Origin of the sequence: Amycolatopsis granulosa (assembly GCF_011758745.1) — a bacterium.
Classification (GTDB): Bacteria; Actinomycetota; Actinomycetes; order Mycobacteriales; family Pseudonocardiaceae; genus Amycolatopsis_E; species Amycolatopsis_E granulosa.
The window spans coordinates 2,708,686-2,733,976 of record NZ_JAANOV010000001.1 but is presented as its reverse complement, the minus strand read 5'-3'; the positions used below and the strand labels follow the sequence as shown (position 1 = coordinate 2,733,976).

Sequence of the window (25,291 nt, the reverse complement as noted above, 5' to 3'; positions counted from 1 at the left end):
GGTAGCGGTGCCGCTTGAGAAACAGAACCCAGACACGGGAATTCGGGAAGGAACCAAGGAACATGGGAAACGCTGACGCTGCGCGGCTGGGCGGCCGGGTCGCACTGGTGACCGGCGGCGCGTCCGGCATCGGGCAGGCGACCGCACGGCGCCTGAGCCAGGACGGCGCGACCGTCGTCATCGCGGACATCGACGGCGAGGGTGCCGAAGCCGTCGCCAAGGACATCCAGAACGCCGGTGGCCGGGCCGAGGCGGTGCCGTGCGACCAGACCGACCCCGACCAGGTGGCGGCGTTGTTCGACCGGCTGGAGCAGCACGACCGGCTCGACATCTGCGTGGCCAACGCCGGCTGGGGACGGTTCGGGCCGTTCCTGGAGATCCCGGAGAAGACCTGGCGCCGCACGTTCGACATCAACGTGACCGGGACGTTCCTCATGTGCCAGGCCGCGGCGCGCCGGATGGCCGAGCTGGGCAACGGGGGAGCGATGGTGGTGACCTCGTCGTCCGGCGCCGTCGAACCGGTCGCCCTGTTCAGCGCGTACTGCTCGGCCAAGGCGGCGCTGAACATGATGGTGAAGATCATGGCCTACGAACTGGGGCAGTTCGACATCCGCGTGAACGCGGTGATGCCGGGCGTGACGGAGACCGCGATGACCGGTGGACTGCTGGCCACCGGGGCACGCAGCTACAACGAGGCCGAGTCGCCCCTGGGCAGGCTGGGCAAGCCCGAGGACATCGCCAACGCGATCGCCTACCTCGTGTCCGACGACAGCGGTTACGTCAACGGCGCGGCGCTGCTCGTCGACGGCGGTGGCAGCGCCTACAACCCGGGCTGGTTCGGCACCGACTTCCGCCAGCGGGGCGAGGCGTCCTGGATCCTCCGGCACGAACAGGTGCCCGTCCAGGTCACCGGAAAGGCCTGATCCGGCAGTACTTCCCGTCACGGCCCGCGGTGCCCAAGGGGTACTCGCGGGGCGATGACGGCGGGCCGGGACGCCCGTAGTTTCGCGATGTGCGCTACTGCGGAGGTGTCCCATGACGAGTACCAGCACGGCACCGTCCAGGACGGTGTCGCTGCGGCCCCGTTCCGCGACGGTCGAGATCGACGCGCCGCGCAAGACCGCCGCACTCGGCGCGGTCAACGCGTTGCTGAAGCGAGCCGGTTTCCGGACCGCCACCGGTGGCACCGGCGCGGAAGCGTTCTGCGCGGTCCAGGTGGAGAACGCCGCGTTCGGCGTGCACGGCAGCGGTGGCTGCCTGCGTCGTTCCGCGGTTCTGGAGGCAGCGACCCGGATGGCCCGGTCGGGTGGTGGCCGGATGGTGCTCGTCACCGACGCCCTGCCGTGGCCGGCCGGTTCGGCCCACGTCGAGCGCTCGGCCCGGCAGAGCGCGGATCTGCACTGGTGGCAGCAGCTGGCCTCCCGGGTGGCGCCGCACGGGGTGCGGATGAACGCGATCCGCATCGGCTACGCGCCGTTCCTCGGCCATTCGCTGCCCCAGCCGGCCGAGGCGGTGCTCTACGCGCACCAGGTGGTCCGACGCCCGGTGACCGAGGCGGACCTGCAGGCGGCCCTGACCCTGCTGCTCAGCCGTGGCCTGGACGCGATGGTCGGTGAGGTGCTGCCGCTCGACGGCGGCCTGGAGACCGGGATCGTCCCGGTCAGCGCCACCGGAACGGCCAAAGTGGACCGCAGCACGGCGCTGCCGGCTCGACCGTGGTCCCTCGACGGTCGAACGGTACTGGTCACCGGGGCCAGCAGCGGGATCGGCGCGGAAACCGCTCTCGAACTGGCCCGGCGCGGTGCCGACGTGGTGCTCGCGGCACGGCGGCTCCCCGAGCTGGACGAGGTGGCCGCCGCGATCCGGGAACACCTCGGGCGGCGGGCCTGGACGGTCCGCGTCGACCTGTCCCGTGCCGGTGCCGCCGACGACCTGGTCGACGACGCCGTGCGCCAGGCCGGCGCGGTGCACGACTTCGTGCACGCGGCGGGAATCCTGCCCCGCGACGACCAGCCCGAGGCGCGGCGGCACCGCGAAGAGGCCTACCGGATCAACGTCCTGTCCTTCGCCGACGCCGTGGAACGGCTCGCGCCGCGGTGGATCTCCTCCGGCCACCGCGGCAACATCGTCTCGGTCTCGTCCACGAGCGCGCAGACCGCGCCGGTGCCGGGCTTGTACAGCTACGGCTCGGGCAAGGCCGCGGTCGCCCAGCTGAGTTCCCACCTGGCGGTGACGCTGGCGCGCCACCGCATCCGGGTCAACTCGGTGCTGCCGGGCATCGTCCGCACCCCGATGACCGACACCGCCGACCCCGCGTTCGTCACCGCGTCGCTGCGGCGGATCCCGTCCGGACGGCTGTGCGACCCGGAGGACATCGCCGCGGCGGTGACATACCTGATCAGCCCCGCGTCCGCGATGGTGGACGGCGCCCAGCTGCGGGTGTGCGGCGGCTGGGCCACCCTGCGATCACTGCCCGCGTTCACCCCTGGGGCCGAGCAGTCCGTCCCGGCGGTGGGCGCGTGATGGAGTCCCGCTCAGGCGGTGACCACGAAGCTCACCGCCGTGCTGCAACTGCCGCCGACGTTGAGGGTCGCGGCGGTGCGGGCCCCGGGCACCTGGTAGTCACCGGCGGTCCCGGTGACCTGCCGGTGGGCGTCCAGCAGCATCCGCACCCCGGTGGCCCCCACCGGGTGCCCGGCGCCGATCAGGCCGCCCGACGGGTTCACCGGCAGGCGTCCGTCGAAGTCGATGTACCCGCTCTCGATGGCCCGCCAGGCTTCCCCGGGCGCGGTCAGTCCGAAGTGGTCGATCGCGACGTACTCGGTGATCGTGAAGCAGTCGTGCGTTTCGATCACGTCGAGGTCCTCCGGCCCGCGCACGCCGGCCCGGCCGTAGGCGTCGGTGATCGCCTCCCGGATGTTGGGGAACAGGTAGCGCCCCTCGTTGGCGAACTTGGCGCGCAGCGGTAGTGGCGCGGTGTGGTGGCCCCATCCGCTGATCCGGCTGGCCGTGCGGTCCGGCGAGCCGCGCAGCCAGGACTCGGTGAACCGGCTGCCGGCCAGCACGATGGCGCTCGCCCCGTCGGTGATCCGGCCGCAGTCGCTCTTGCGGGTGCGGCCGGTGACGATGGGGTTGGCGAGGTCGTCGGCCTCGAAGTGGCCGGGTTCGGCCGTCCAGCCGCGGGTCTGGGCCAGCGGGTTGCGGCGGGCGTTGGTGCGGTTGAGCTCGGCGATGCGGTTGAGGTGGTTCTGGTCGAGCCCGTACCGGCGCTCCACCTCCTGGCTGATGCGGTCGAACAGGTGGGGCCAGGGCAGCTCGTCGGTGTCCAGTTCCTCGGGCGTCCACGCCGCGGACCCGAGGTTGCGCGCCGCCTCCTCACCGGCGACGTTGCGCATCAGCTCGACTCCGGCGACCAGGACGACGTCGTACCGCCCGGCCTCGATCTCCGCCATCGCGGCCAGCGCGGCGGCGCTGCTGGACGCGCAGGCGGCTTCGTGCCGGCTGGTGGGCAGCGTGGCCCAGGCGGGGTCCAGCATCGGGATCATCGCGCCCAGGTGCGACTGCCCGGCGAAGCGCTCGCCGCCGAAGTTGCCCACGTGGGCGGTCGCGATGTCGGACGGTTCGAGCCCGGTCGCGGCGAGGCAGTCCCGCACGGCCTGTTCCAGCATGTCGAAGAGCGGGTTGTCGCTCTGTTTGGACCAGTTGACGGCGAAGTCGGTCTGCGCGCCGCCCAGGACATGGACTGCGTCGGCCATGGCTGCACTCCTCCTCGTGGTGAATGAACGTACATGCAATATGACCCTCCCCAGCGGCGGTAGCAAGTGCTCAGGGCTGTTCGTCACGTCTCTTGACGGGCGGGAAGAGCCATGTATATAAACGCTCATACACGTGCCCGATTCGGGTGATCCGACGCCAACGGAGGCGCACATGGATACCAACCTGAGCCGCGGTGGACCCGGCTTGTCCCGCCGGACCACCCTGTCGGGGGCACTGGCCCTGGGAACCGCGCTCCTCGGCGCCGGGCTGTCCGCCTGCGCCGGGCGCGGCGCGGGCTCCTCGGACGGACAGGCGGAGCTCGGCTGGATCCAGCCCAAGACCGGGCGCCTCGCCAGCGCCTACGCACCGACCTTCATCGGCGCGCAGCTGGCGTTGCAGGAGATCAACGCCGCGGGCGGCCTGCTCGGCGCCGCGATCCAGGTGCACGAGGAGGACGACGAGGGATCACCGGCCACGCAGTCGACGGTCGCCCAGCGGCTGCTCAGCGCCCGGCCGGACTTCGTGGTCGGCCCGACCGGCAGCTCGCAGGCCGTCGCGTCGGTCACCGCGCTCGCGCGCGGCAACGCGATCCAGTCCGCCTGGGGTGGCGCCGACATCCTGGGCGACGGGAGGCGCTTCCCCACGCACTACCAGCTCGTGTTCAACACCAGCAGGCAGGGCGCGGCCGCCGCCAGGTTCCTCTTCGAGACCCGCGGTATCCGCCGGATCGGGCTGCTCACCGAGAACTCCGAGTTCGGCAAGTCCATGCAGGAGTCGTTCACCCGCACCCTGCGGGACACCTACCGCACCGAACTGGCCGGCGTGCAGGTCTTCGAACCGAACGCGCCGGACATGGCGCCCTACCTCAACCAGCTGGCGCGCGCCGGGGTCGAGGGGCTCGGCATGTTCAGCGGGCAGCCGCAGGCGGCCGTGCTGTCCCTGCGCGCGATGGCCAACAGCGGCTTCGCGCCGCTGATCGTGGCGCACGACCTCAACTACATCGACGCCTACAACGAGATCCCGGTGGAGCTGCTGCGGAACTTCTACGGCACCGCGTACCGCTCCCTGACCTACCCCAAGGGCGGCGCGCCGTCCGGCCCCGCCCTGGACTACGCCAACAAGATCCGCGCCCAGGCCGGCCAACTCGCGTTCTCCGCCGCCAACAGCCCGTACTACGACTTCCTGAAGCTGCTCGCGGTGGTCGTCGAGCAGGAGCGCACGACGGACCCGGGCCGGCTGCGGGCGGCGATGAACGGGGTGCGCGGGTACCAGGGCGTCCGTGCGCCCATCTCGTTCACCGAGACCGACCACTGTGGAATCGGTGACGACGCCATCGCGATCGCGACGCTGCTCTCCGCCAAGGACGAGGCGTCCGCGGGCGGCATCTTCCGGGAGCTGGCCGCGTGAATCCGGTCAGCGAGATCCTCGTTCCCGGGCTGACCTTCGGCAGCCTGTACGCGCTCGTCGCGATCGGGCTCAACGTGCTCTACCGCCCGACGAACGTGCTCAACTTCGCCCAGGGCGACCTGGTGATGGTGGGCGCGATGCTGATGGCCGCGACCGGTCTCGGCGGCCTGCCGTGGCCGCTCGCGCTGGTCTGCGTCGTCGTGGTCGTCGGCTTGATCGCGTTGCTCGAGGAACGGCTGGCCGTCACGCCCGTGCTGCGCCGCTCCGGTCACGCCGCCGGCTGGGTCATCACCACGCTCGCCTTCTCGCTGATCCTGAGTCAGGTCGCGGGCCGGATCTGGACGGCCGAACCCAGGTCGGTGGCGCCTCCCGCGCCGCTGTCCCTGCGGCCGATGGACCTGTGGGGGTTGCAGATCAGCAGCTACCAGCTCGTGGTGATCGGGGTGGTCGTGGTGCTCGTCGTCGGCCTCGAGTTCGGCGACCGGACACGCTTCGGGTGCGCCGTTCGGGCCGTCGCCGCGGACCGGGACGGCGCGCGCCTGCAGGGCATCCGGCCGGACCGCATCGGCCGCATTTCGTTCCTGATCGGGGGAGGACTGGCCGGGCTCGCCGGCGTGCTCGCCGCGCCGCTGCTGCTGGCGTCCGTGACCATGGGGTTCGGCCTGCTCATCCGCGGGTTCTTCGCGGCCATCGTGGGCGGCGTGGGGGACCACCGGGGTGCGCTGGTCGCCGGCTGGCTGCTCGGCGTCGTCGAAGCGGCGGGCGCGCGGTACGTCTCGCCGGGCATGCAGACCGCGGTCCTGTTCGGGGTCGTCGTGGTCGTGCTGATGGTCCGGCCCACCGGGCTGCGGCGCTCGGGCGGGGTGCTGCGGCATGTCTGACGCCACCCTGACCGCCCGCCGCCCGCGGGCCGTCGGCGGGCCGCGGACCAGAGCGGCCGGCATCGTGCTCGTCACCGCGGCCGTGGCCACGCTGCCGCTGGTCGCCGGTGACCCGTACGTGGTCTACCTGGCGACCCTGGTCGGCATCTACGCCCTCGTCGCGATGGGCCTGAACTTGCTGTTCGGCTACGCCGGGCAGGTCTCGCTCGGCCACGGCGCGCTGGTCGCGGTCGGCGCCTACGTCGCCGCGGTCCTGACCACCACGTACGGGTGGTCGTTCTGGGCCGCCCTGCCGGCCGCGATGGTGGCGGCGGGGCTGGTGGGCAGCGTGATGGCGTTGCCGGCGCTGCGCCTGACCGCGTGGTACCTCGCGCTCATCACGCTCGCGTTCGGCATGGTGGTCAACGGCCTGCTGGTCGAGATGCGGGAGATCACCGGCGGCTTCTCCGGGATCCTCGGCGTGCCCCGGCCGGAGGTCGGCGGGCTGCCGCTGGACGACCCGGGGTTCTTCTGGCTGGTCCTCGCTTTCGTCGTCGTCACCTACGTGGTCCTGCGGAACCTGGTGCGCTCGCGGATCGGCCGCGCGTTGATCAGCGTCCGGGACGCCGAGGAGGCGGCCCGCTCGTCCGGTGCGGACATCGTGCGCCTCAAGGTGTTCGCGTTCTTCCTCAGCGCGGTGCTCGCCGGGGCGGCGGGCGCCCTGCTCGCCGGGTTCAAGGGCATGGTGACGCCGGACGACTTCACGATCGACTTCTCGGTGTTCTTCCTGCTCGTGGTGATCGTCGGCGGTGCGGGGCGGCTCGGCGGCCCGGTCGTCGGTGTACTGGCGTTCTTCGTGCTGCCCGAGCTGCTGGGGGCGCTGGCGGAATGGCGCCTGCTGGTCTACGGCGCGGTGTTGCTCGTGGTCGCCGTCTACGCGCCGCACGGGATCGCCGGCGCCTGGTCCCGCTGGTGGCGCTCGCGCCGGCCACCGGCACCACCGCCGGGCGAACCGCCGCCGGAACCGACCGGGGCGGCGCCGCGGGAGGCCCTGAGCCTGTCGGCACGGGGCCTGGCCAAGGGCTTCGGCGGGGTGCGGGCGCTGCGCTCGGCCGATCTGGAGGTGCCCGCGGGCACCATCCACGCGGTCGTCGGGCCGAATGGATCCGGGAAGACCACGCTGCTCAACACCATCACCGGCTACGTCCGCGCGGACGGCGGGACCGTGCAGCTCGGCGGGCGCGGCACCGGCCGCCGGTCACCTCATCGGATGGCCCGCGCCGGGGTCGGGCGCACCTTCCAGACCCCGCGCCTGCTCCCGGAGCTCAGTGCCCTGGACAACGTCCTCCTCGGCGCCTACGCACGGGAGCGCTCACCGGCGGTGGTGGTCGCCACCGGCCTGCCGTGGGCGCGCCGGGAGGCCGCCGCGCTCGCCGCCGAAGCCATGGCCTACCTGCGGTTCGTCGGGCTCGGCGACGTCGCGGGGCAGCAGGCGGGCGCGCTCCCGCACGGCAAGCAGCGGCTGCTGGAGATCGGCCGCGCGCTGATGGCCCGGCCGAGCCTGCTGCTCCTCGACGAGCCGGCGGCCGGCCTGTCGATGACCGAGCTCGACGCACTCGGGCGGCTGCTGCGGGAGATCCGCGCGGAAGGCGTGACCGTCGTGCTCATCGAGCACCACATCGAACTCGTCGCCGAGGTGTCCGATGCGGTCACCGTGCTGCACGAGGGCGCGACGCTGCTGTCCGCGCCACCGGCGGCGGCCCTGTCCGACGACCGTGTTCTCGACGTCTACCTGGGGCGCTGATGGATCCTCTCCTCGAACTGTCCGGCGTCACCGCGGGTTACGGCTCGGCGATCGTGGTCGAGGACGTCACGCTCGCGGTCGAACCGGGCCAGGTCTGCGCGCTCGTCGGGGCGAACGGGGCGGGCAAGAGCACCTTGCTCGCCACGATCTCCGGCCTGCGGCGTGCCCATCGCGGCCGGATCACCTTCGACGGCACCGACCTCAGCCGTGCCGCGCCGGAGACCGTGGTGCGGCGCGGGCTCGGCCACGTCGCGCAGGGACGGCGGATCTTCCGCGGGATGACGGTGCGGGAGAACCTCGACCTGGGCCTGTGGCGGTCCCGGCTCGGCAAGACCGACCAGCGGGACCGGCTGGACTGGGTGCTCGGGCTGTTCCCGTTCCTGCGGGCCCGGATGTCCGCGCAGGCGGAGGTGCTCAGCGGCGGCGAGCAACAGATGCTGGTCATCGGGCAGGCGCTGATGCGCAAGCCGCGGCTGTTGCTGCTCGACGAACCCTCCCTCGGGCTGGCACCGGTGATGGTCGACCGCGTCTTCGACACGATCGAGGTGCTGCGCGGCGAAGGGCTGAGCCTGCTGCTGGTGGAGCAGGTGGTCGAGCGGGCGCTGAGCATCGCCGACCGGGGCTTCGTGATGCAGAACGGCCGGATCGTGGCCGAGGGACCCGGACCGGACCTGCTCCGGGGACCCGCCTTGCGCCAGGCGTACCTGGGCGCGTTCGCTGGGGGGAGCTCGTCCAGCGACCCCGCTGATTCGACGGAAGTGAGGCAGTGACATGGACGAGATGGACTGGTGGAGTTCGACCGTGCCCGAGCCGGAGCAGTGCGTGCTGGGACCGCTGTTGCGGCGGCACGCGCGGGAGCGCGGGGACGCCGTCCACGCGGTGTTCCAGGACGGCAGCCGCTGGACCTACGCCGAGACCTGGCGCGCCGCGAACGCGGTGGCCCGGAAGCTGGCGGCGCTGGGCGTCCAGCCCGGTGACCGCGTCCTGTCCTGGCTGCCGAACGGACCCGACGCGCTGCGGGTCTGGTACGGGGTGAACCTGCTCGGCGCCATCTACATGCCGCTGAACCCGGCCTACCGGGGTGGTCTGCTCCAGCACGCGATCCGGTTGTCCGGTGCGCGCGTGATGGTCGCCCACCCGGACCTGGTGCCGCGTCTGGCCACGTTGGAGGGTGGCCAGCTGGACCACGTGGTGCCGCTGACCAAGAAGGACTGGACGGACGACGGCCCGGACGTGGTGCCCGTCGAGATGGTCCAGCCGTGGGACCCCTACGCGATCATCCTGACCTCTGGCACCACCGGACCGTCGAAGGGCGTGGTGTGCTCCTACGCGCACGTCGCGACGACGGCGGCCGCGGCGTTCGACGAGCGGTTCGGCAGCGAGGACCGGTACATGATCAACCTGCCGCTGTTCCACGCCGGCGGCACGATCGGCTGCTACGCCGCCCTGCTGAAGGGCGCGTCGATCGCGATCGTCGACCGGTTCGACACCGCCCGGTTCTGGGACGTGGTGCGCACCACCGGGACCACTCACGTGACGCTGCTCGGCGTGATGGCGACCTTCCTCGCCAAGCAGCCGCCCGCGCCCGGTGACCGCGACCACCCGCTGCGGCACGTGTACATGGTGCCGCTCAACGACGACGTGGCGGGTTTCGCCGCGCGCTTCGGGGTGCGGGTGACCGCCCTGTTCAACATGACGGAGACGTCGATCCCGATCATTTCCGAGGACGATCCGACCACTCCGGCGACGTGCGGCCGGGTCCGACGCGGTGTGCAGGCGCGGCTGGTCGACGAGTTCGACCGGGAGGTCCCCGACGGGGCGGTGGGGGAGCTGGTGCTGCGCACCGACCGGCCGTGGGCGATGAACTCCGGCTACTGGGGCATGCCGGAGGCGACGGCACGAGCGTGGCGGAACGGCTGGTTCCACACCGGTGACGCCTTCCGCCGCAGCCCCGACGGCGAGTACTTCTTCGTCGACCGGGTCAAGGACGCGATCCGGCGGCGCGGCGAGAACATCTCCTCGTTCGACGTGGAGGCGGAGATCCTGGCCCACCCGGCGGTGCGCGAAGCGGCGGTCGTCGCGGTGCCCAGCCCGCACGGCGAGGACGACGTGCTGGCCGTCGTCGCACCGGTCGACGGGGCCACGATCGATCCGGCCGAGCTACTGGCGTTCCTGTCCGACCGGATGGCGCACTTCATGGTGCCGCGCTACATCCGGGTGCTCGACGAGCTGCCCAAGACGCCCACGAGCAAGATCGAGAAGCATCGGTTGCGGTCGGCCGGCGTCACCACCGACACGTGGGATCGGGAGGCCGTCGGTCTCCGCGTCAAGCAGGAGCGAATCGCTCAACACTGATGGGCGCGGCCGCACCGGCCGTGCGCAGCGCGAGCAGGGCGTATTCGTCCGCGAGGTTCGACACGCTGAGGTGGCCGCCGGGGTGGTACCAGCGGCCCACCTCGGTCCACGTGCTCAGCAGCATCTTCGCGAGCAGGGCGTTGTCGGCCGTGCCCTGGAACACGCCGGTGCGGATCCCGCGTTCCAGCAGCCGCTCGACGAGGTGACCGAGCCGCAGGCGGCTGCCCCGCATCTCGGCTGCCTGCGGCTCGGGCAGGTTGCGCCACTCCGCGTGGCTGATCGAGGTTTCCTTGCGGTAGGTGGCCGAGAAAGTGGTCAGCGCCCGGGCCACTTCCGCGAGCTGACGGGCCGGGTCGTCACCGGCGCGCAGGATCGCGTCGGCGGTGACGCGCTCCGCATCGGCGTGGGTGCGCGAAACGATGGAGTAGAGCAGCTCTTCCTTCGAACGGTAGTGGTTGTAGAGCGCGCCCGAGGTGAGTCGCAGCGCCGCCGTGATGTGCCGGACGCTGGTGCGGCCGTAGCCCTGCTCGAAGAACAGGTCGACCGCCGCCGCACGGACGCGGTCGGCCGCGGTGGTGCGCGCTGTGGAGGTCCCCATGAGCCGAGCGTACTGCGCAAATGAACGTTCGTTGCCTGATTGAGTACCTGAGGTACCAAGGACTGACCGATCGGTGTGGAGCGGTTTTGCGGAGGGTCGAACCGGCGGCGGTCACGACGCCCGTCGGGGTGTCCTCGTTGACCCGGCCGGGGCAGCGGGGAGGCATGTCCGGTCGGGCATTTCGACGACGACCATCTGCCGGACCTGCCTCGTGGCGGGACGACGCGCCGGGTGGCCGACGCCGTCCGGACGCGAACGGTGCCTGGTGGCCCTCGCCCACCAGGCACCGTTCGCGCAGCCGCACTAACGGTTCTGCGCCGTCTCCTTGACGTCCTGCGCGGCGGACTTGGTCTCGTCCGCCACGGTCGAGGCGGCGTCACCGGCAGTGGACTTCACCGACTCGACCGCCTGCTGCGCCGGGTCACGCAGGTTCTCCTTCATGTCCTGCGCCACGGAACCGAGCGGTCCCGCCATGCCCTGCGCCGTGTCCTTGACCTGCCCGCCCAGTTCCCGCTCCGGGCGACTGGCCGGGAACAACGACGACACGAGCCACCCGGCGCCGAACGCGATCAGTCCCGCCGCCAGCGGGTTGCCCTCGGTCTGGCGCCGCACGGCCCGCGGTGCCTCCTGGAGTCCCTCGGAAGCCGAGGACGTCGCGGTGTCCGCCGCCTGGTGCATCCGGTCGGTGGCCGCCTGCACGCCGCTGGAGGTGCTGCCCATCACCCGCTCCTTCAGGTTCTGCGCCAGACCGCGCGCGTGGTGCACCCGCCGCTGCACGACGCGGCTCGGCGTGACCTTTTCGGCCAGCGCGTCCACGTCCCTGCCGAGATTCTGCTGGGTGCCTTCGATTTCCTGCCGAAGGCGATCCGGATCCGTGCTCACGTCGTCCTCCTCAACTGGTCCGGCATCTGCTTCAGGCTGTCCACGGTCCGCTCCGGCACCGGCTCCACCCGGCGCATCCGGTTGCGGCCCAGCGCGTACAGCACACCGGCGATCACGGCCCACACCCCGGCGACGATGAGCGCCGCCCAGCTCTGGTCCATCACGTTCGACAAGCCCCACCACAACGCGATCGACAGGAACAGCAGCACCATGTAGCCGCCGAAACCCGCGCCGCCGAGCATGCCCGCGCCCTTCCCCGCCTGCTTGGCTTCGGCCTTCACCTCGGCCTTCGCCAGCTCCAGCTCCTGGCGCACCAGCGTCGACAGGTCCTGCGAAATGTTGCTCATCAGGCGGCCGACCGACACGTCGCCGACGTCCGGGCCCTGCCCGGGTGGTTGTGAGTAGGTCATGAGGGCTCCGCCCGGTGTTGTCCGCCGTACTCACCGGTCCCCGGAGGGGCGTACGCGCCTTCCGCCGGGTAGCCGGTGGCCGGTGTGGTCGGTGTGGGTGCGGCCGCTGGGGGTGTGGCGGCCTGGGCCGGCGTACCGGTGGTCGCCGGGGTGTCCGCCGGCGTGCGCGGCTGGGGCGCGCTGCCGCCGCCCTGGTCGCTCACCGCCGCCGCGACGCCTCTGGTCAGCCGGCCCGCGAGCAGGCCCGCGACGGCCGCACCGGCGAGGAACAGGCCGGGCTTGCGCCGCGCGAAGTCACGCACCTCGTCGGCCAGATCACCCGGCTCGCGCGAGTCGAGCCAGGACGCCACCTTCTTCGCCCGCTGCGCGACCTCGCGGACGACGTCCTGCGCGATCCCCGAGTCCGAACGGTCCGACATCTGGCCCAGCTGGTCGGCGATCGAATGCAGATTCCCAGCCGCTTTCTGCTGGCTTTTCCGTGCCTGCTCGCGTAATTGATCAGCACCCTGTTCGGTCAGATTCCGCGCCTGCCGCTGCGCCTCCGACGCGACCTCTTTCGCTTGATCCGCCGCGGTTCCGGCCACGTGGCTGCCGGACTCCGTGGCTTGATCACGCACGGCCTGCGGCGGCGAACTGCTGGTTTGCTGGCTCATCCGTCCTCCTCCAAATCCGATTTCGCGCGACTACCCGGGTCAATTCCCGGCAAACGAGGAAAACAAATCCCCTTCTCGGCGGCTCGGGCAAAAGTGAATCTCCGGCTGTTGATCATTTTCGGTTGTGCGGACCGGCGAAGAGGCGGTAACCGCGGCCCACCGAGGATCTGCGAAGATCACCGCTCTGCGTGCCCAGGCTGTGAGCGAGGAGCTAGGTATGAGGTGGTACCGGTCTCGCCGGCTGGTCCTGAAGGAGTACGACTCCGCGGAGCAGTTCGCCGCGAATGCCGCCGAGGTCGGTTGGCCCGTCGCTGGAGAACTGCCCGCCGAGCCCTCGACGGGCACGCCGCGGCGGTCGTCGTGGCAGCTCACCGCGGGCGTGTTCGTCACACTGTTCCAATCCCCCGAGCGTCAGCTCGCATACCTGGCCGTGTTGAGCATCCTCGGCCGGGAAGTCGCTGGCGCCTTCTTGGAATTGCCACGTGTGAGCCTGGAGTTCGCTGGGCTCGACGTGTGGACCGATGAGGAGCTGATCGGCGCCGTGTCCGCCGCCTCAGACCCGGGCGAGCACGCAACCGCTCTGATCCGGGCCGGCCTCGGCGCACCGGAGGAAATCACCGAGCCGTGGGTGCACGCCTTCTCCACTGCCGTCGAGCATCCCTCGGAGGAGGTACGAACTGCCGGGATCGAGGCGATCATGCACACGGGCCGGCCATGCTTCGCTGAGCTGCTCAGGGCCACGGCCAAGAGGGATTCCAGCAGGAGAATCAGAAAGCTGGCGAAGCGGAGCGCCTCCGTCCTGGAGGCCAGTACTCCACCTGCATCATGATCTCTTTGGTCAGGAATGTGCCGCAACGGTGCGCCCACGATGGCTCCCACCTGATCTTGAGTGGCCCACGCAACTGCTGGTGATCGTGTGGAATCCGCACTCGTCTTCCGGCGCCGTCATCAGCCAGGACAACCAATTCCGGCTGGAGCACTAACGTTTTGATCATGAACGGGGAACTCGTGCGCGCCCGCCGGGCGGTGTCGGTGGTGTTCGCGGTCTGCGGCGCGGCCTTCGGGACCTGGCTCGCGCGGGTGCCGGCCGTCCAGGAGCGGCTCGGGCTCAGCACCGGACAGCTCGCGGCCGGGTTGTTCGGGCTCGCCGCCGGGTCGGTGGTGGCGTTGCTCCTCGCCGGCGCGCTCATCACCCGCACGGGCAGCCGGGCGGCGACCCTGCTCGGCGCGGTCGTGCTCTGCGGCGGGCTGCCGCTGGTGGCGTTCGCCCCGAGCGTGCCGGTGTTCGTCGCCGCGCTGGTGGTGCTGGGGATCGGCAACAGCACCCTCGACGTCGCGATGAACGCCCACGCCGCGCGCGTCGAGGACGGCTACGGGCGGCCGATCTTCGCCGGGTTCCACGCGTTCTGGAACATCGGCGGTCTCGCCGGATCCGGGGCCGACGCCCTCATGGCGGCCTGGCACGTGCCAGTGACCACGCACTTCCCGGTGGCGGGGGCGGTTCTGCTGGCGGTCGCGTCGTGGGCGGTGCGCACCGGGTTCCTCCGCGGACCCGATCGCGGTCAGGGCGGCCCGGCCTTCGCCTGGCCCGGCCGGGCGCTGGTGCCGCTCGGGGTGGTGGCGTTCTGCGGGTTCGTGGCCGAGGGTGCGGTCAACAGCTGGGGTGCCGTGTACCTGACCGACGTCACGGCGGCCGGTCCCGCCGTCGCGTCGCTCGGCTACTTCACGTTCTCGCTGACGATGGTCGTGGTGCGGCTGGGGACCGACCGGGTCGTCGCCCGGGCCGGGCCGGTGCGTTTCCTGCGGCTGGCGTCCGCGGTCGCGGTGGTCGGGTTCGTGATCGTGATCGGGGTGCCGGTACCGATCGCCGGTCTGCTCGGGTTCGCCGTGGTCGGCATCGGCGTGGCGGGGATCGTGCCGGTCGCCTGGAGCGCGGCCGGACGCGAGCGGGCCGACGCGCCCGGCCGGGCCGTCGCGGCGGTGGCGGCCTGCGGATACGCCGGGTTCCTGATCGAGCCGGCGATCATCGGGGTGCTGGCCGGGTGGGTCGGGCTGCGCTGGGCGCTGCTGTCGGCCGTGCTGGTGACCGCCGCGGTGGCGGGGCCGGCGGCGGCGCTGCGGGACCGGCGGTAGCGCCGCGGATCAGGCCAGCAGCTCGCGGAACCGCTCGACCCCGATGTTGCCGCCGGAGAGCACCACCCCGGCGCGGCCGGACAGGGTGCCCTGGAGCACCGCGGCGAGCGAGGTCGCCCCGCTCGGTTCGAGGACGATCTTCAGCCGCTCGAACGCGAACCGCATCGCCTCGCGGATCTCGTCCTCCCCGACCACGAGGACGTCGTCGACCAGTCGCTGGTTGACGGAGAACGTCAGTTCGCCGGGGACGTCGGCGGCCAGCCCGTCGGCGATGGTGCGGGCCACCGGGATGCGCACGCGTTCACCGGCCGCCAGGGACCGCCGGGTGTCGTCGGCCTGTTCGGGCTCCACGCCGATCACCCGGATACCCGGCTGCAGGGCCTTGGCCGCGGTCGCGCACCCGGCCATCAGCCCGCCGCCGCCGATCGGCACGACCAGGGTGTCCAGCGAACCGGTCTCCTCGAGCAGTTCGAGCGCGACGGTGCCCTGCCCGGCCATGATGTGCGGGTGCTCGTAGGGCGGGATGAGGGTCAGGCCGCGTTCCCGCGCGAGCTCCGCGCCGATCGCCTCGCGGTCGCCGGTGTAGCGGTCGTAGGTGACCACCTCGGCGCCGTACTCGCGGGTGGCCTGGAGTTTCGACGCCGGGGCGTCCTCGGGCATCAGGATGACCGCGGTCGTGCCCGTCAGCCGGGCCGCCAGTGCGACCGCCTGGGCGTGGTTGCCGGACGAGTACGCCGCGACGCCCTTGCTGAGCTGTTCCGGCGTCAGCTGGGAGATCGCGTTGTAGGCGCCGCGGAACTTGAACGCGCCGATGCGCTGGAAGTTCTCGGCCTTGAGGAACGCTGTCGTGCCGCTGCGGTGGTCGAGGGTGGTGGAGGTCAGGACCGGCGTCCGATGAGCCACGCCGTCGATCCGCTTGGCGGCGCTCCTGATGGCTTCGAGATCGAGCATGGCAGCAGTTTATACGAGCTGTCCATCGCTTAGACAGTTCGTCTCGCCCGCCGGTGGAGGTACCGCTGCTCCGGGAGGCTCGTCGTGTACCTGGCGGCCAGCAGGTACTCCTCCCGCGCCGCCGCGGGCTGCCCCGCGCGTTCCAGCAGATGAGCGCGCACCGCGTGCAACCGGTGGTGCCTGGCCAGCCGGTCGTCCGACGCCAGCGCGTCCACCAGCTCGAGCCCGGCGTGCGGTCCGGACGTCATCGCCACCGCCACCGCCTTGTTCAGCGTCACCATCGGGTTCGGGGCAACCCGCTCCAGCACCGTGTACAGCGCCAGCACCTGCGGCCAGTCCGTCTCCTCGTCGCTCGCCGCCTCGTCGTGCACCGCGGCGATCGCGGCCTGCAGCTGGTAGGCGCCGAGGCGGCGGGTCCGCGCCAGCGCCTCGCTCACCAGCGCGGTGCCCTCCTCGATCAGCGCCCGGTCCCACAACCGGCGGTCCTGTTCGGACAGCGGCACGAGCTCGCCGGCGGCGGTGCGGGCCGTACGCCGGGCATGGGTCAGCAGCATCAGCGCCAGCAGGCCCGCGACCTCCCAGTCCGACGGCAGCAGCCGCCGCACCAGGCGCGTCAGCCGGATCGCCTCCGCCGCCAGGTCCTCGCGCTGCAACTCCGGTCCGGCCGTGGCGGTGTACCCCTCGTTGAACATCAGGTACAGCACGTGCAGCACCGCGGCCAGCCGCTCATCCCGCTCCTCCGCGGGTGGGAGCGCGAACCGGGCGCCCTTCACCTTCTGCTTGGCCCGGCTGATCCGCTGCGCCATCGTCGCCTCCGGCACGAAGAACGCCTTCGCGATCTCCGCCGTGGTCAGGCCACCGACCGCCCGCAACGTCAGCGCGATCTGCGACGGCACCGACAGCGCCGGGTGACAGCACAGGAACAGCAGCGTCAGCGTGTCGTCCTCGTCGCCGGGGCCGCGCTCGTCCGCGCCCGGTGCGACGAGCCGCGCCGCCGGGGTGGCCATCAGGTCCTCGTCCTCCCGGCGGCGCCGGGCACTGTCGCTGCGCATCCAGTCGGTGAGGCGCCGCGTCGCGACCGTCAGCAGCCAGCCGCGCGGGTTGTCCGGCACCCCGCTCCCGGCCCACTGCGTCGCGGCCGCGAGCAGCGCCTCCTGCACCGCGTCCTCACACGTGTCGAGCCCGCCGTAGCGGCGCATGAGGATGGCGAGGACCTGCGGCGCCAGGTCGCGCAGCAGGTCCTCGATCACTTTTCGCCGCCGTGCAGCACCGGCCACACCTCCACCTGGCGGAACGCGGCGAACGGGTTGTCCGCCGCGATCTCCAGCGCCCGCTCCTCGCTGTCCACCTCCAGCATCGCCACGCTGCCCAGGTACTCCTTGGTTTCCAGGTACGGCCCGTCGGTCACGGCCGGCTGGCCGTCACGCACCCGGACCACCTTCGGCGCGTCCCCGAGCCCGTAGACGCCGAGCAGCTCACCGGTGGCGAAGTACTTCCGGTTGAACTCATCCTGCGCGGCGATGGCCTCCTGCCACTGCGCCGGCGTGATCGAGTCCCACAACTCCTGGTTGCCGTAGAGAATCGCCATGTACTTCATGGGCTCATCCTTCCTGGTCGGGCTGGTTTCGGAAGGAGGTCCGGAGCGGATCCGCCGTTTTCGACATGGCGCGCGCGGGATTTTTCCGGCCTAGAGTCTTGCGTGTGGACCTGCCCGTGATGCCACCGGTCAAGCCGATGCTGGCGAAGGCCGTGCACGAGATGCCCCGCGAACCGGGCCTGCACTACGAGCCGAAGTGGGACGGGTTCCGCTGCGTGGTGTTCCGCGACGGGGACGAGGTCGAGCTGGGTTCGCGCAACGACCGGCCGCTGACCAGGTACTTCCCCGAACTGGTTGACCTGCTCAAGGCCGCGTTGCCGCCGCGCTGCGTGGTCGACGGCGAGATCGTCATCGTCACCCGGGACGGCCTCGACTTCGACAGCCTCCAGCTGCGCCTGCACCCCGCCGCGTCCCGGGTGCGCAAGCTCGCGGGGGAGACACCGGCCAGCTTCGTCGCGTTCGACATCCTCGCCCTCGACCACGGCGACCTCACCGGCGAGCCGTTCCACCGCCGCCGGCACGTCCTCGACGGAGTCCTCGACGATTCCCTCGCCCGGGTGCACCTGACCCCGATGACGCTGGACCCGGACGTGGCGCAGGACTGGTTCACCCGGTTCGAGGGCGCCGGGTTCGACGGGGTGATGGCCAAACCCGGCGACCTGCCGTATGAGCAGGACAAGCGCGTGATGTGGAAGGTCAAGCACGAGCGCACCGCCGACTGCGTGGTCGCCGGGTTCCGGTGGCACAAGGACGGCAACGGTGTCGGGTCGCTGCTGCTCGGTCTCTACGACGACAGCGGGCGGCTGCACCACGTGGGCGTCGCCAGCAGCTTCACCGCCGCCCGGCGCCGTGAGCTGGCCGGCGAGCTGGCACCGCTGCGCGAGGGCGCGATGGAGCAGCACCCGTGGCGCGAATGGGCGTCGTTCGTTCCCGACGGGCGCCGGATGCCGGGCGCGCAGAGCCGGTGGAACGCCGGCAAGGACCTGTCCTGGGAGCCGGTGCGGATCGAGCTGGTCGCCGAGGTCCGCTACGACCACCTGCAGGCCGCCCGGTTCCGGCACGCCACCCGGCTGGTGCGGTTCCGTCCCGACCGGACACCCGGGTCGTGCCGCTACGACCAGCTGGAAGAGGTACCGCCGGCGGAGTTGACCGCCCTGTTCAGCGAGGTGAAAGCGTGAGCGCCGTTCCCATCGAGGGCACCGAGGTCAGCATCTCGTCGCCGGACAAGGTGTACTTCGCCGAACGCGGCGAGACCAAACTCGACCTGGTGCGGTACTACCAGGCGGTCGAGGGCCCGCTGATGAACACGTTGCGGGACCGGCCGCTGCTGCTGGAGCGGTACCCGGACGGTGCGAGTGGCAAGTCGTGGTTCCAGAAGCGGGTGCCGAAGTCCACTCCGTCCTGGGCGCGGACGACGGTCGTGTCGACGCCGAACGGCACGACCTCAGACGCGCTGGTGGCGGCGGACCTGGCGCACATCCTGTGGGCGGTGAACCTCGGGTGCATCGGGTTCCACGTGTGGCCCTACCGCGCGTCGGAGCCCTCGTACACCGACGAGCTGCGGATCGACCTGGACCCGTCGCCGGGGGTGAGCTTCGCGCAGGTCCGGGAAGCGGCGGTGCTGGCCAAGGACCGGCTCGACTCGCTGGGCATCGCATCGTTCCTGAAGACCACCGGCTCGCGCGGGCTGCACGTGTACGTGGCGCTGGAGTCCCGGTGGGACTCGTACCAGGTGCGTGCCGCCGCCGTCGCGCTCGCGCGGGAGCTGGAGCGGCGGCACCCGGAACTGATCACCGCGCAGTGGTGGAAGGAGGAACGCGGGGCGCGGGTCTTCGTGGACTTCAACCAGAACGCACCGCACAAGACCGTGTTCGGTGCCTGGTGCGTGCGACCACGGCCGGGTGGGCAGGTGTCGGCACCCATCGGCTGGGACGAGTTGTCCACTGTGGAGCCCGGTGAGCTGACCCTCACGACGGTACCGGAGCTGGTGTCCCGGCGCGGTGACCCGTGGGCCGGGATGTACTCGCGGCCGCAGTCCATCGAGCCGCTGCTGGAGATGTCCGAACGGGACATGGCGGCGGGCCTGATGGACGCACCCTGGCCACCGGTGTACCCGAAACAGCCGAACGAGCCGCCCCGGGTCGCACCCAGCCGGGCGAAGAAGGACTAGCCCACAGCGCGCCGTGTTCGCCGCTCCGGCCGCCGTGTCTGCCGTCCCGGGCACCGTGTTTGCCGTTGCTGGCGCGCTGGAGCAGATCTAGCTGGAGGTGGACGCGCTGTCCGAGGAGGACATCAACGCGCAGCTGTGACGCCCGGCTACGCGGGCGCCTGCCGCCGGGTGCCCGCGTGCCGCCCGCGCACCGCCGCGTACAACAGCATGTCCACGCGTTTCCCGCCGATTTCGCGGTAACTGCGCAGATACCCCTCCCGCTCGTACCCGGCGGCCTCCGCCGTGCGCACCGACGCCGCGTTCCACGGCTCGATGAACAGCTCCACCCGGTGCACCTCGCCGATCGTCCAGGCGAACCGCGTCAGCGCGCGCAGGGCGTGTCCGGCGAGCCCGCGCCCCCGGCTGCGTGGCGCGATGCAGTACCCGGCCGATGCCCGCCCCTGGTCCAGCCCGGCCAGCCACAGCCCGATCTGCCCCCAGGGCTCGCCGCTGCGCCGGTCGGCGATGCAGAACGAGTAGCCGTACCCCGTCCGCAACCGGCCGTGCTGCCGCCGGATGTAGGCCAGCGCCTCGTCCCGCGTCGCGTTGGCGGGCAGCGTCCCGGTCAACGGCACGTACGGATCCGACGACATGTCGATCAGCATGTCGGCGTCACCGTCGTCGAACGGACGCAACCGCACGTCACCGAACTCGGGCAGGGGATCCGGCAGCGACAGCATGCACACCAGTAAAGAGCCTTCCCCGCCGGAACGGGGAAGACTGTTTCCCGGTCGCGGTCGGAGCTTGGCCAGGCCCGGCTCCAGCTTCGCCAGCCCCACGGGATGTCCAATGCGTCGGACTCCCCACGTCGACGACCAGGTAGTTCCCGCCCGTGATGCCGGCGACGAGCCCGTGGGGATCCGGATCACCCGGTGATCCGCAGGTCCCACCCTTCCGGCAGCCCCCGCACCTTCGCCACGTCGTGGTCCGCCTCGACGTGCACGGTCAGCTCGCCCAGCCGCAGGTCCGACAGGCGCAGCCGGCCCCACCGCTCGGGCAGGTGCGGGCGAACCGCCAGCCGCCGCTGCGGGACGTGCGGTTCGAGCCCGAGGAACGACCGCACGAGCAGCAGCGGTGCCGCGCTCGCCCACGCCTGCGGCGAACACGACGTCGGATAGGGGATCGGGGGGCTGAACTCCGACCGGGAGAAACCGCAGAACAGCTCGGGCAGCCGCCCGCCGAACGCGGCCGCCGCGTCCAGCAGTCCGGTCGCGAGGCGCTGCGCCAGCTCCACCGCGCCCGGCAGGTGCGCGTAGCGCAGCAAGCCGGCCACGGCGATCGCCGTGTCGTGCGGCCACACCGAGCCGTTGTGGTAGCTCATCGGGTTGTAGGCGCCCATCGCCGAGGACAGCGTGCGCAACCCGAACCCGCTGTCCATCTCCGGCCGGCTGAGCCGCTCGATCAGCACGGCGGCGTGCTCGTCGGTGGCGATGCCCGACCACAGGCAGTGAGTGGTGTTGCTGGTCAACGCGTCCAGCGGCTGCTTGCGCCCGTCCAGTGCCACGGCGTACCAGCCCTGCTCGGGCAGCCAGAACGTCTCCGCGAACCGCTCGCGCAACTGATCGGCCCGTTCCCGGCAGCGGGTGGCGGTGGCCGGGTCGTTGAACGCGTCGGCCAGTTCGGCGCGCGCCAGCCAGGCCGCGTAGGCATACCCCTGGACCTCGCACAGCGCGACCGGCGTGGTGGCCAGCCGCCCGGCCGCGTCGTTGATGCCGTCGAAGCTGTCCTTCCACCCCTGGTTGAGCAGGCCGCGGTCGGTTGCGCGCCGGTACTCGACGAACCCGTCGCGGTCGCGGTCGCCGTAGCGCTCCAGCCAGTCCAGCGCCGCGTCCGCGGCCGGGAGCAGAGCCCGCACCGCGGTCTCGTCCGCCCCCCAGCGCCAGCATTCGGCCAGCAGCATGACGAACAGCGGCGAGGCGTCCACCGTGCCGTAGTAGTGGCTGCCGCCGAGCACCTGGTCGCTGTCCGGGCCGAGGCGCAGCTCGTGCAGGATCCGGCCGGGCTCCTCCTCGGTCAGCGGGTCGACCCGTTTGCCCTGCAACTCGGCGAGGGTCTCCAGGGTGCCGAGCGCGAGGCCGACGTCCAGCGGCAGCGCCATCCACGCGGTGAGCAGGCTGTCCCGCCCGAACAGGGTCATGAACCACGGTGCGCCGGCGGCGACGAACGGCCGTCCGTCCTGGCTCGTGTCGTGGATCTGCAGTGCGCCGAGGTCGCTCTCGGTCCGCTGCAGCACCTGGGTGAGCACCGGATCGTCGGCCGCGATCATCGTGCTCACGTCGCGCCACGCCCGGATCTTGCGGGCCGGCCCGCTGGCCGCGACCTCCTCGCCGCGATCGAACTGCGGCCGCACCCGCCGGTTCCCGACGGTGGGCTGGACCACGATCTCGGTCGACCACTCGCCGCGCGCGGGCACGACGACCCGCCAGTTCAGCACTCCGGGCGCGGCCAGCGGATCGGCGGTGGCACTGACCGACAGGCCGCGGGAGCCGTCGGACCGGTCCCGCAGCAGCAGTTCCGAGCCGGCGACCGTGGCGTCCGCCCCGCCGTGCGCGGGCCGGCCCTCCTTCACCGCGAACAGGTCCGAGAAGTCCGCGTCGACGTGCAGCGTCAGGTTCGCGACCGTGTTCTCCCGGCCCAGGTTCCGCAGGGTGATCGTTTCCCGGAGACCGTCGCCGACGAGGCGTTCGCGCACCAGCAGCAGCGTGCTGTCCGCCTGCCCCGGTTTGGGATTGCGGCGCAGCACGAACTGCGCCGCGAACGCTTCCGGCGAGATGACCGACAGCGGGTGCGGCGGCTGCCCGTCCAGCCGCAGCTCCCACCGCGAGATCAGCCGCGCGTCCCGGAAGAACAGGCCGTGCGAGGTGCCCGGCTGGATGTCGCCGCCCGGCCCGGACAGGCAGAACGTGCTGCCCTCGACGAGCGTGACCGTGCCGCCCGCGCTGGTCACCGGCACCGGCTCGCCCGCGTTGAACGCTTCCGGGGTCACGACCGGCCTCCGGACGGCTGCAACGCCGGGCCGCCGTTGTCCATCTGGTCGTAGGCGCGGTCGAGCGCCGAGTCCAGCGCGGCGTAGTCGCGGCGGAGACTGCTGACCTCGACGGCCCGCCGGTACGCCGTCTCGTAGCCGGCGCCGAGCCCGCCGACGTCGAAGTGCTCCGCGACGTGCGTGCGGCACTTGGCCGGGTCGAGGTGCCGGACGTCGTGCAGGGCCTGCACCAGGTCGGCCGGATCGTCGCGCACCAGGCCGGTGACGCCGTCCACCACGACCTCCGGCACCGCCCCGGACCGCAGCGCGACAACCGGGGTGCCGCACGCCATCGCCTCGATCATGACCATGCCGAACGGCTCCTCCCACTGGATCGGGAAGAGCAGGCAGCGGGCCTTGGCGAGCAGTTCCCGCTTCGCGCTCGCGTCGGCGACGCCGAACACGTGGTCGTTGTCCGTCAGGCGTGGCCGGACCTCCCGCTCGAAGTACTCCTTTTCGATCGGCTCGGCGCACTTGCCGGCCAGCACCAGCCGCAGCCCCGCGCGGTGCGCGGCCTCGAGCGCGAGGTGCGGCGCCTTGTCCGGGTGGAACCGGCCGAGGAACAGCGCGTAGTCGTCCTTTTCGGACTCGTAGGGCCAGTCCGCCAGGCGCAGTGCGTTGTGGACGGTGCCGATCCAGTTCAGACCCGGCGCCAGCTCCCGCTGCCGGTCGCTGATCGCCACCAGGTGCACGTCGTCGCCCAGTTCCCCGTAGTAGCGCGCCATGTCCTCGCCCACCGGCCCGTGCACGGTGACCACCGTCGGCACCCCGTAGGCGGGTGCGTTGAGCGGTCCGGCCAGCGAGTGGTCGTGCACCACGTCGACCCCCTCGCTCGCGGCGAGACGTTGCACGGCCCGGCGCGCGGCGATCGCGTGCATGACTTCCGGGTACGGCTGGCCGAGCAGTTCGGGGACGGTGCGCTCCCACACCGGGACGAACCCGGCCTTCGTGCCGGTGTGGCCGGCGCCGATGAGGGTGACCCGGTGCCCGCGGTCGACGAGGGCGTCGGCGAGATCGGCCACCACCGCCTCGACTCCGCCGTACGCCTTCGGCGGAACGTCGAAGTAGGGCGGGACGATCATCGCCACCCGGAGCGGGCGATCATGGCTGTCCCGGTGCACGGCGGGGTGCGAAACAGATCGGGCTTTCCACGCAGGACGATGCGCGCTGCTCAAGCTGCCTCCTCGGACCGTCAAGGCCTCTCTTCAGTTAGCACTCTCCTGCTAAGAGTGCTAACCCAGGAGGGATCATCGCGGCAAGCGGCGAACGAGGGAGATTTGCATCACACCTCAGCTCCGCTGAGCCGCCGGGCCGCGACGACCCCGGCGAGACCGAGGACCGCGGTGCCGAGGAAGACCACCAGGAACGCGCCCGGTACCGGACCCTGGTGGGCGATCAGCGCGCCGCCGAGTCCACTCGCGACGGCGGTCGCGAGTGTCTGGGCCAGCTGGAGCGACGCGCTGACCGACCCCTGCTGCTCCTCCGGCGTGCGGCCGAGCGTCTCGGTGGTGGCGGCGTTGAACGCGGCACCCATGCCCACGCCGCCGATCGCCCAGCCGAGCACGGCGAGCAGTCCCGGCCCCACGAGCACACCGAACGCCAGCACCGCGACTCCGGCGACCAGAACCGCGAAACCCAGCGCCACGGTGACCCGCCGGTGGCGATCCCACTTGGCCTGCAGCGCGGAACCGGCCACCCACGTGAGCGCACCCGCCGACAGGCCCAGTCCCGCCTCGAACGCGTCGAGGTGCCGCAGCTGGGTCAGCCCCAGTGGGAGGAACGCCTCGGTGCCGAAGTACACCGCGCACAGCAGGAACCGGACGACCACCCCGGCGGGTACGCCCCGTCGGACGGCGAGGGTCCCGGCCGGGGTGATCTGCCGGAGCGCGACCACGGCAACCGCGAGCCCGGCCACGGCGAGCGGGGCCAGCAGGGCGATCGTGCGCAGCTCCAGCGCGGCCAGGAGCAGGCCGGTGCCGGCGGTGAGCGCGATGCTGCCGATCAGCGGGCGCCACCGGGACGTGACCGCGGGGCCGGGCTCCCGCCGCTCGAGGCCGGGCAGCGTGCCCCAGGCGGCCACCGCGGCCAGCGGGATCATGAACAGGAACACCCACCGCCAGCCGATCGTGCTCGCGACCGTCGCGGCGATCACCGGGCCGACCAGGGAAGGAATGGTCCACGCCGAGGACAGCAGCGCGAACATCCGGGCGCGCAGCCGTTCCGGGTAGACCAGGCCGATCAGCGTGTAGGCCATCGCCATCACCGCGCCCACGCCCAGCCCCTGCACGAACCGGCCGACCAGGAACAGTGGCCACGTCGGGGCGAGCCCGGCCACCACGCTGCCGGCGGCGAACGACACCAGCCCCAGCGCCAGCGGCCGGCCCGGACCGCCGCGGTCGGCGGCGTGCCCGGCCAGCACGGTGCCGACGATGTTCGCCAGCATCAACGCCGCCAGGCCCCAGCCGTAGGAGCCGAGGCCACCGAGCCCGCGCGCGATGTCCGGCAGGATGGTCGCCACGCCCAGGGATTCGAGCGCGACGAGTCCGACGGTGAGCACGATGCCGGCCGTGCGGGCGCGGTAGCGGGGCGAGAACACGCCTTCTGATGTCGAGGTGATGGACACGGAAGCGATTATGTTCCGTTCCGGAACG

At 71.9% G+C, this 25,291-nt stretch carries 23 protein-coding genes; 11 read left to right on the top strand and 12 right to left on the bottom strand.

Annotation, left to right across the window (positions count from 1 at the left end):
- Nucleotides 1–62 precede the first annotated feature (62 nt).
- Both FHX45_RS13200 and FHX45_RS13195 read left to right on the top strand, forming a co-directional pair.
- The gene (locus tag FHX45_RS13200; protein WP_167100667.1) at nt 63–923 is read left to right on the top strand and encodes an SDR family NAD(P)-dependent oxidoreductase; all 861 of its coding nucleotides are present in this window, start codon (nt 63–65) and stop codon (nt 921–923) included.
- A 112-nt stretch (nt 924–1,035) separates the two neighbouring features.
- Entirely contained in the window at nt 1,036–2,523 is a 1,488-nt protein-coding gene (locus tag FHX45_RS13195) for an SDR family NAD(P)-dependent oxidoreductase (RefSeq protein WP_167100664.1), read from the top strand.
- An 11-nt stretch (nt 2,524–2,534) separates the two neighbouring features.
- Here the strand turns inward: FHX45_RS13195 and FHX45_RS13190 are convergent, their stop codons facing one another.
- Nucleotides 2,535–3,755 carry an acetyl-CoA acetyltransferase gene (locus tag FHX45_RS13190; RefSeq protein ID WP_167100661.1) on the bottom strand — a complete coding sequence of 407 codons (1,221 nt, stop codon included), beginning with the start codon at nt 3,753–3,755 and terminating at the stop codon, nt 2,535–2,537.
- Nucleotides 3,756–3,927: 172 nt separating this feature from the next.
- On the opposite strand from FHX45_RS13190, the gene FHX45_RS13185 reads away from it, so the two are divergent.
- The 5 genes from FHX45_RS13185 to FHX45_RS13165 are packed head-to-tail and all read left to right on the top strand — an operon-like array spanning nt 3,928 to nt 10,182.
- The gene (locus FHX45_RS13185; RefSeq protein WP_167100658.1) at nt 3,928–5,163 is read left to right on the top strand and encodes an ABC transporter substrate-binding protein; all 1,236 of its coding nucleotides are present in this window, start codon (nt 3,928–3,930) and stop codon (nt 5,161–5,163) included.
- Nucleotides 5,160–6,044, top strand: a complete 885-nt coding sequence (locus FHX45_RS13180; RefSeq protein ID WP_167100655.1) for an ABC transporter permease subunit — start codon at nt 5,160–5,162, stop codon at nt 6,042–6,044. The genes FHX45_RS13185 and FHX45_RS13180 overlap by 4 nt, the downstream gene beginning before the upstream one ends.
- Nucleotides 6,037–7,827: a branched-chain amino acid ABC transporter ATP-binding protein/permease gene (locus FHX45_RS13175; protein ID WP_167100652.1), complete on the top strand. Its 1,791-nt coding sequence runs from the start codon at nt 6,037–6,039 to the stop codon at nt 7,825–7,827. The genes FHX45_RS13180 and FHX45_RS13175 overlap by 8 nt, the downstream gene beginning before the upstream one ends.
- Nucleotides 7,827–8,597, top strand: a complete 771-nt coding sequence (locus tag FHX45_RS13170; RefSeq protein WP_167100649.1) for an ABC transporter ATP-binding protein — start codon at nt 7,827–7,829, stop codon at nt 8,595–8,597. The genes FHX45_RS13175 and FHX45_RS13170 overlap by 1 nt, the downstream gene beginning before the upstream one ends.
- Nucleotide 8,598: 1 nt before the next feature.
- Complete coding sequence (locus tag FHX45_RS13165; protein WP_208405910.1) at nt 8,599–10,182, top strand: AMP-binding protein; 1,584 nt, start codon at nt 8,599–8,601, stop codon at nt 10,180–10,182.
- On the opposite strand, the gene FHX45_RS13160 is transcribed toward FHX45_RS13165, so the two are convergent.
- The 4 genes from FHX45_RS13160 to FHX45_RS13145 form a co-directional block, all read right to left on the bottom strand.
- Nucleotides 10,154–10,780, bottom strand: a complete 627-nt coding sequence (locus FHX45_RS13160; protein ID WP_167100646.1) for a TetR/AcrR family transcriptional regulator — start codon at nt 10,778–10,780, stop codon at nt 10,154–10,156. The genes FHX45_RS13165 and FHX45_RS13160 overlap by 29 nt on opposite strands.
- 303 nt (nt 10,781–11,083) lie before the next feature.
- On the bottom strand, nt 11,084–11,662 hold the full coding sequence (locus tag FHX45_RS13155) for a DUF3618 domain-containing protein (RefSeq protein ID WP_167100643.1): 579 nt from the start codon (nt 11,660–11,662) through the stop codon (nt 11,084–11,086).
- The gene (locus FHX45_RS13150) at nt 11,659–12,072 is read right to left on the bottom strand and encodes a phage holin family protein (protein WP_167100640.1); all 414 of its coding nucleotides are present in this window, start codon (nt 12,070–12,072) and stop codon (nt 11,659–11,661) included. The genes FHX45_RS13155 and FHX45_RS13150 overlap by 4 nt, the downstream gene beginning before the upstream one ends.
- The gene (locus tag FHX45_RS13145) at nt 12,069–12,725 is read right to left on the bottom strand and encodes a hypothetical protein (RefSeq protein WP_167100637.1); all 657 of its coding nucleotides are present in this window, start codon (nt 12,723–12,725) and stop codon (nt 12,069–12,071) included. The genes FHX45_RS13150 and FHX45_RS13145 overlap by 4 nt, the downstream gene beginning before the upstream one ends.
- A 217-nt stretch (nt 12,726–12,942) precedes the next feature.
- Between FHX45_RS13145 and FHX45_RS13140 the strand changes: the two genes are divergently transcribed.
- Complete coding sequence (locus FHX45_RS13140; RefSeq protein WP_167100634.1) at nt 12,943–13,554, top strand: hypothetical protein; 612 nt, start codon at nt 12,943–12,945, stop codon at nt 13,552–13,554.
- A gap of 164 nt (nt 13,555–13,718) precedes the next feature.
- Nucleotides 13,719–14,858, top strand: a complete 1,140-nt coding sequence (locus FHX45_RS13135) for an MFS transporter (protein ID WP_167100631.1) — start codon at nt 13,719–13,721, stop codon at nt 14,856–14,858.
- Nucleotides 14,859–14,867: 9 nt separating this feature from the next.
- Here the strand turns inward: FHX45_RS13135 and FHX45_RS13130 are convergent, their stop codons facing one another.
- Genes FHX45_RS13130 through FHX45_RS13120 form a run of 3 tightly spaced genes read right to left on the bottom strand, consistent with a single transcriptional unit; the run spans nt 14,868 to nt 17,406 of the window.
- A complete protein-coding gene (locus FHX45_RS13130; RefSeq protein WP_167100629.1) occupies nt 14,868–15,809 on the bottom strand; it encodes a pyridoxal-phosphate dependent enzyme in 942 nt (313 codons plus the stop codon).
- A 29-nt stretch (nt 15,810–15,838) separates the two neighbouring features.
- Nucleotides 15,839–17,059, bottom strand: coding sequence for a sigma-70 family RNA polymerase sigma factor (locus FHX45_RS13125; RefSeq protein ID WP_167108868.1), 1,221 nt, complete (start codon nt 17,057–17,059; stop codon nt 15,839–15,841).
- Complete coding sequence (locus FHX45_RS13120) at nt 17,056–17,406, bottom strand: YciI family protein (RefSeq protein ID WP_167100626.1); 351 nt, start codon at nt 17,404–17,406, stop codon at nt 17,056–17,058. Before FHX45_RS13120 ends, FHX45_RS13125 begins: the two co-directional genes overlap by 4 nt.
- A 104-nt stretch (nt 17,407–17,510) precedes the next feature.
- Between FHX45_RS13120 and FHX45_RS13115 the strand changes: the two genes are divergently transcribed.
- A complete protein-coding gene (locus FHX45_RS13115; RefSeq protein WP_341771446.1) occupies nt 17,511–18,584 on the top strand; it encodes an ATP-dependent DNA ligase in 1,074 nt (357 codons plus the stop codon).
- Nucleotides 18,581–19,576 (top strand): non-homologous end-joining DNA ligase, encoded by a 996-nt coding sequence (gene ligD / locus FHX45_RS13110; RefSeq protein ID WP_167100623.1) that lies wholly within the window; start codon nt 18,581–18,583, stop codon nt 19,574–19,576. The genes FHX45_RS13115 and ligD overlap by 4 nt, the downstream gene beginning before the upstream one ends.
- 146 nt (nt 19,577–19,722) lie before the next feature.
- Here the strand turns inward: ligD and FHX45_RS13105 are convergent, their stop codons facing one another.
- The 4 genes from FHX45_RS13105 to FHX45_RS13090 all read right to left on the bottom strand — a co-directional run bounded on the left by FHX45_RS13105 (nt 19,723) and on the right by FHX45_RS13090 (nt 25,263).
- On the bottom strand, nt 19,723–20,295 hold the full coding sequence (locus FHX45_RS13105; protein ID WP_167100620.1) for a GNAT family N-acetyltransferase: 573 nt from the start codon (nt 20,293–20,295) through the stop codon (nt 19,723–19,725).
- Nucleotides 20,296–20,480: 185 nt separating this feature from the next.
- On the bottom strand, nt 20,481–22,601 hold the full coding sequence (locus tag FHX45_RS13100; protein WP_167100617.1) for a glycogen debranching N-terminal domain-containing protein: 2,121 nt from the start codon (nt 22,599–22,601) through the stop codon (nt 20,481–20,483).
- A complete protein-coding gene (locus tag FHX45_RS13095; RefSeq protein WP_167100614.1) occupies nt 22,598–23,761 on the bottom strand; it encodes a glycosyltransferase family 4 protein in 1,164 nt (387 codons plus the stop codon). The genes FHX45_RS13100 and FHX45_RS13095 overlap by 4 nt, the downstream gene beginning before the upstream one ends.
- Nucleotides 23,762–23,922: 161 nt before the next feature.
- Entirely contained in the window at nt 23,923–25,263 is a 1,341-nt protein-coding gene (locus tag FHX45_RS13090) for an MFS transporter (RefSeq protein WP_167100611.1), read from the bottom strand.
- Between the last annotated feature and the right edge of the window lie 28 nt (nt 25,264–25,291).

Coding starts and splice junctions, on each gene's coding strand:
- FHX45_RS13200 (WP_167100667.1), top strand. CDS start 63: ATGGGAAACGCTGACGCTGCGCGGCTGGGCGGCCGGGTCGCACTGGTG.
- FHX45_RS13195 (WP_167100664.1), top strand. CDS start 1,036: ATGACGAGTACCAGCACGGCACCGTCCAGGACGGTGTCGCTGCGGCCC.
- FHX45_RS13190 (WP_167100661.1), bottom strand. CDS start 3,755: ATGGCCGACGCAGTCCATGTCCTGGGCGGCGCGCAGACCGACTTCGCC.
- FHX45_RS13185 (WP_167100658.1), top strand. CDS start 3,928: ATGGATACCAACCTGAGCCGCGGTGGACCCGGCTTGTCCCGCCGGACC.
- FHX45_RS13175 (WP_167100652.1), top strand. CDS start 6,037: ATGTCTGACGCCACCCTGACCGCCCGCCGCCCGCGGGCCGTCGGCGGG.
- FHX45_RS13170 (WP_167100649.1), top strand. CDS start 7,827: ATGGATCCTCTCCTCGAACTGTCCGGCGTCACCGCGGGTTACGGCTCG.
- FHX45_RS13165 (WP_208405910.1), top strand. CDS start 8,599: ATGGACGAGATGGACTGGTGGAGTTCGACCGTGCCCGAGCCGGAGCAG.
- FHX45_RS13160 (WP_167100646.1), bottom strand. CDS start 10,780: ATGGGGACCTCCACAGCGCGCACCACCGCGGCCGACCGCGTCCGTGCG.
- FHX45_RS13150 (WP_167100640.1), bottom strand. CDS start 12,072: ATGACCTACTCACAACCACCCGGGCAGGGCCCGGACGTCGGCGACGTG.
- FHX45_RS13145 (WP_167100637.1), bottom strand. CDS start 12,725: ATGAGCCAGCAAACCAGCAGTTCGCCGCCGCAGGCCGTGCGTGATCAA.
- FHX45_RS13140 (WP_167100634.1), top strand. CDS start 12,943: ATGAGGTGGTACCGGTCTCGCCGGCTGGTCCTGAAGGAGTACGACTCC.
- FHX45_RS13135 (WP_167100631.1), top strand. CDS start 13,719: ATGAACGGGGAACTCGTGCGCGCCCGCCGGGCGGTGTCGGTGGTGTTC.
- FHX45_RS13130 (WP_167100629.1), bottom strand. CDS start 15,809: ATGCTCGATCTCGAAGCCATCAGGAGCGCCGCCAAGCGGATCGACGGC.
- FHX45_RS13120 (WP_167100626.1), bottom strand. CDS start 17,406: ATGAAGTACATGGCGATTCTCTACGGCAACCAGGAGTTGTGGGACTCG.
- FHX45_RS13105 (WP_167100620.1), bottom strand. CDS start 20,295: ATGCTGTCGCTGCCGGATCCCCTGCCCGAGTTCGGTGACGTGCGGTTG.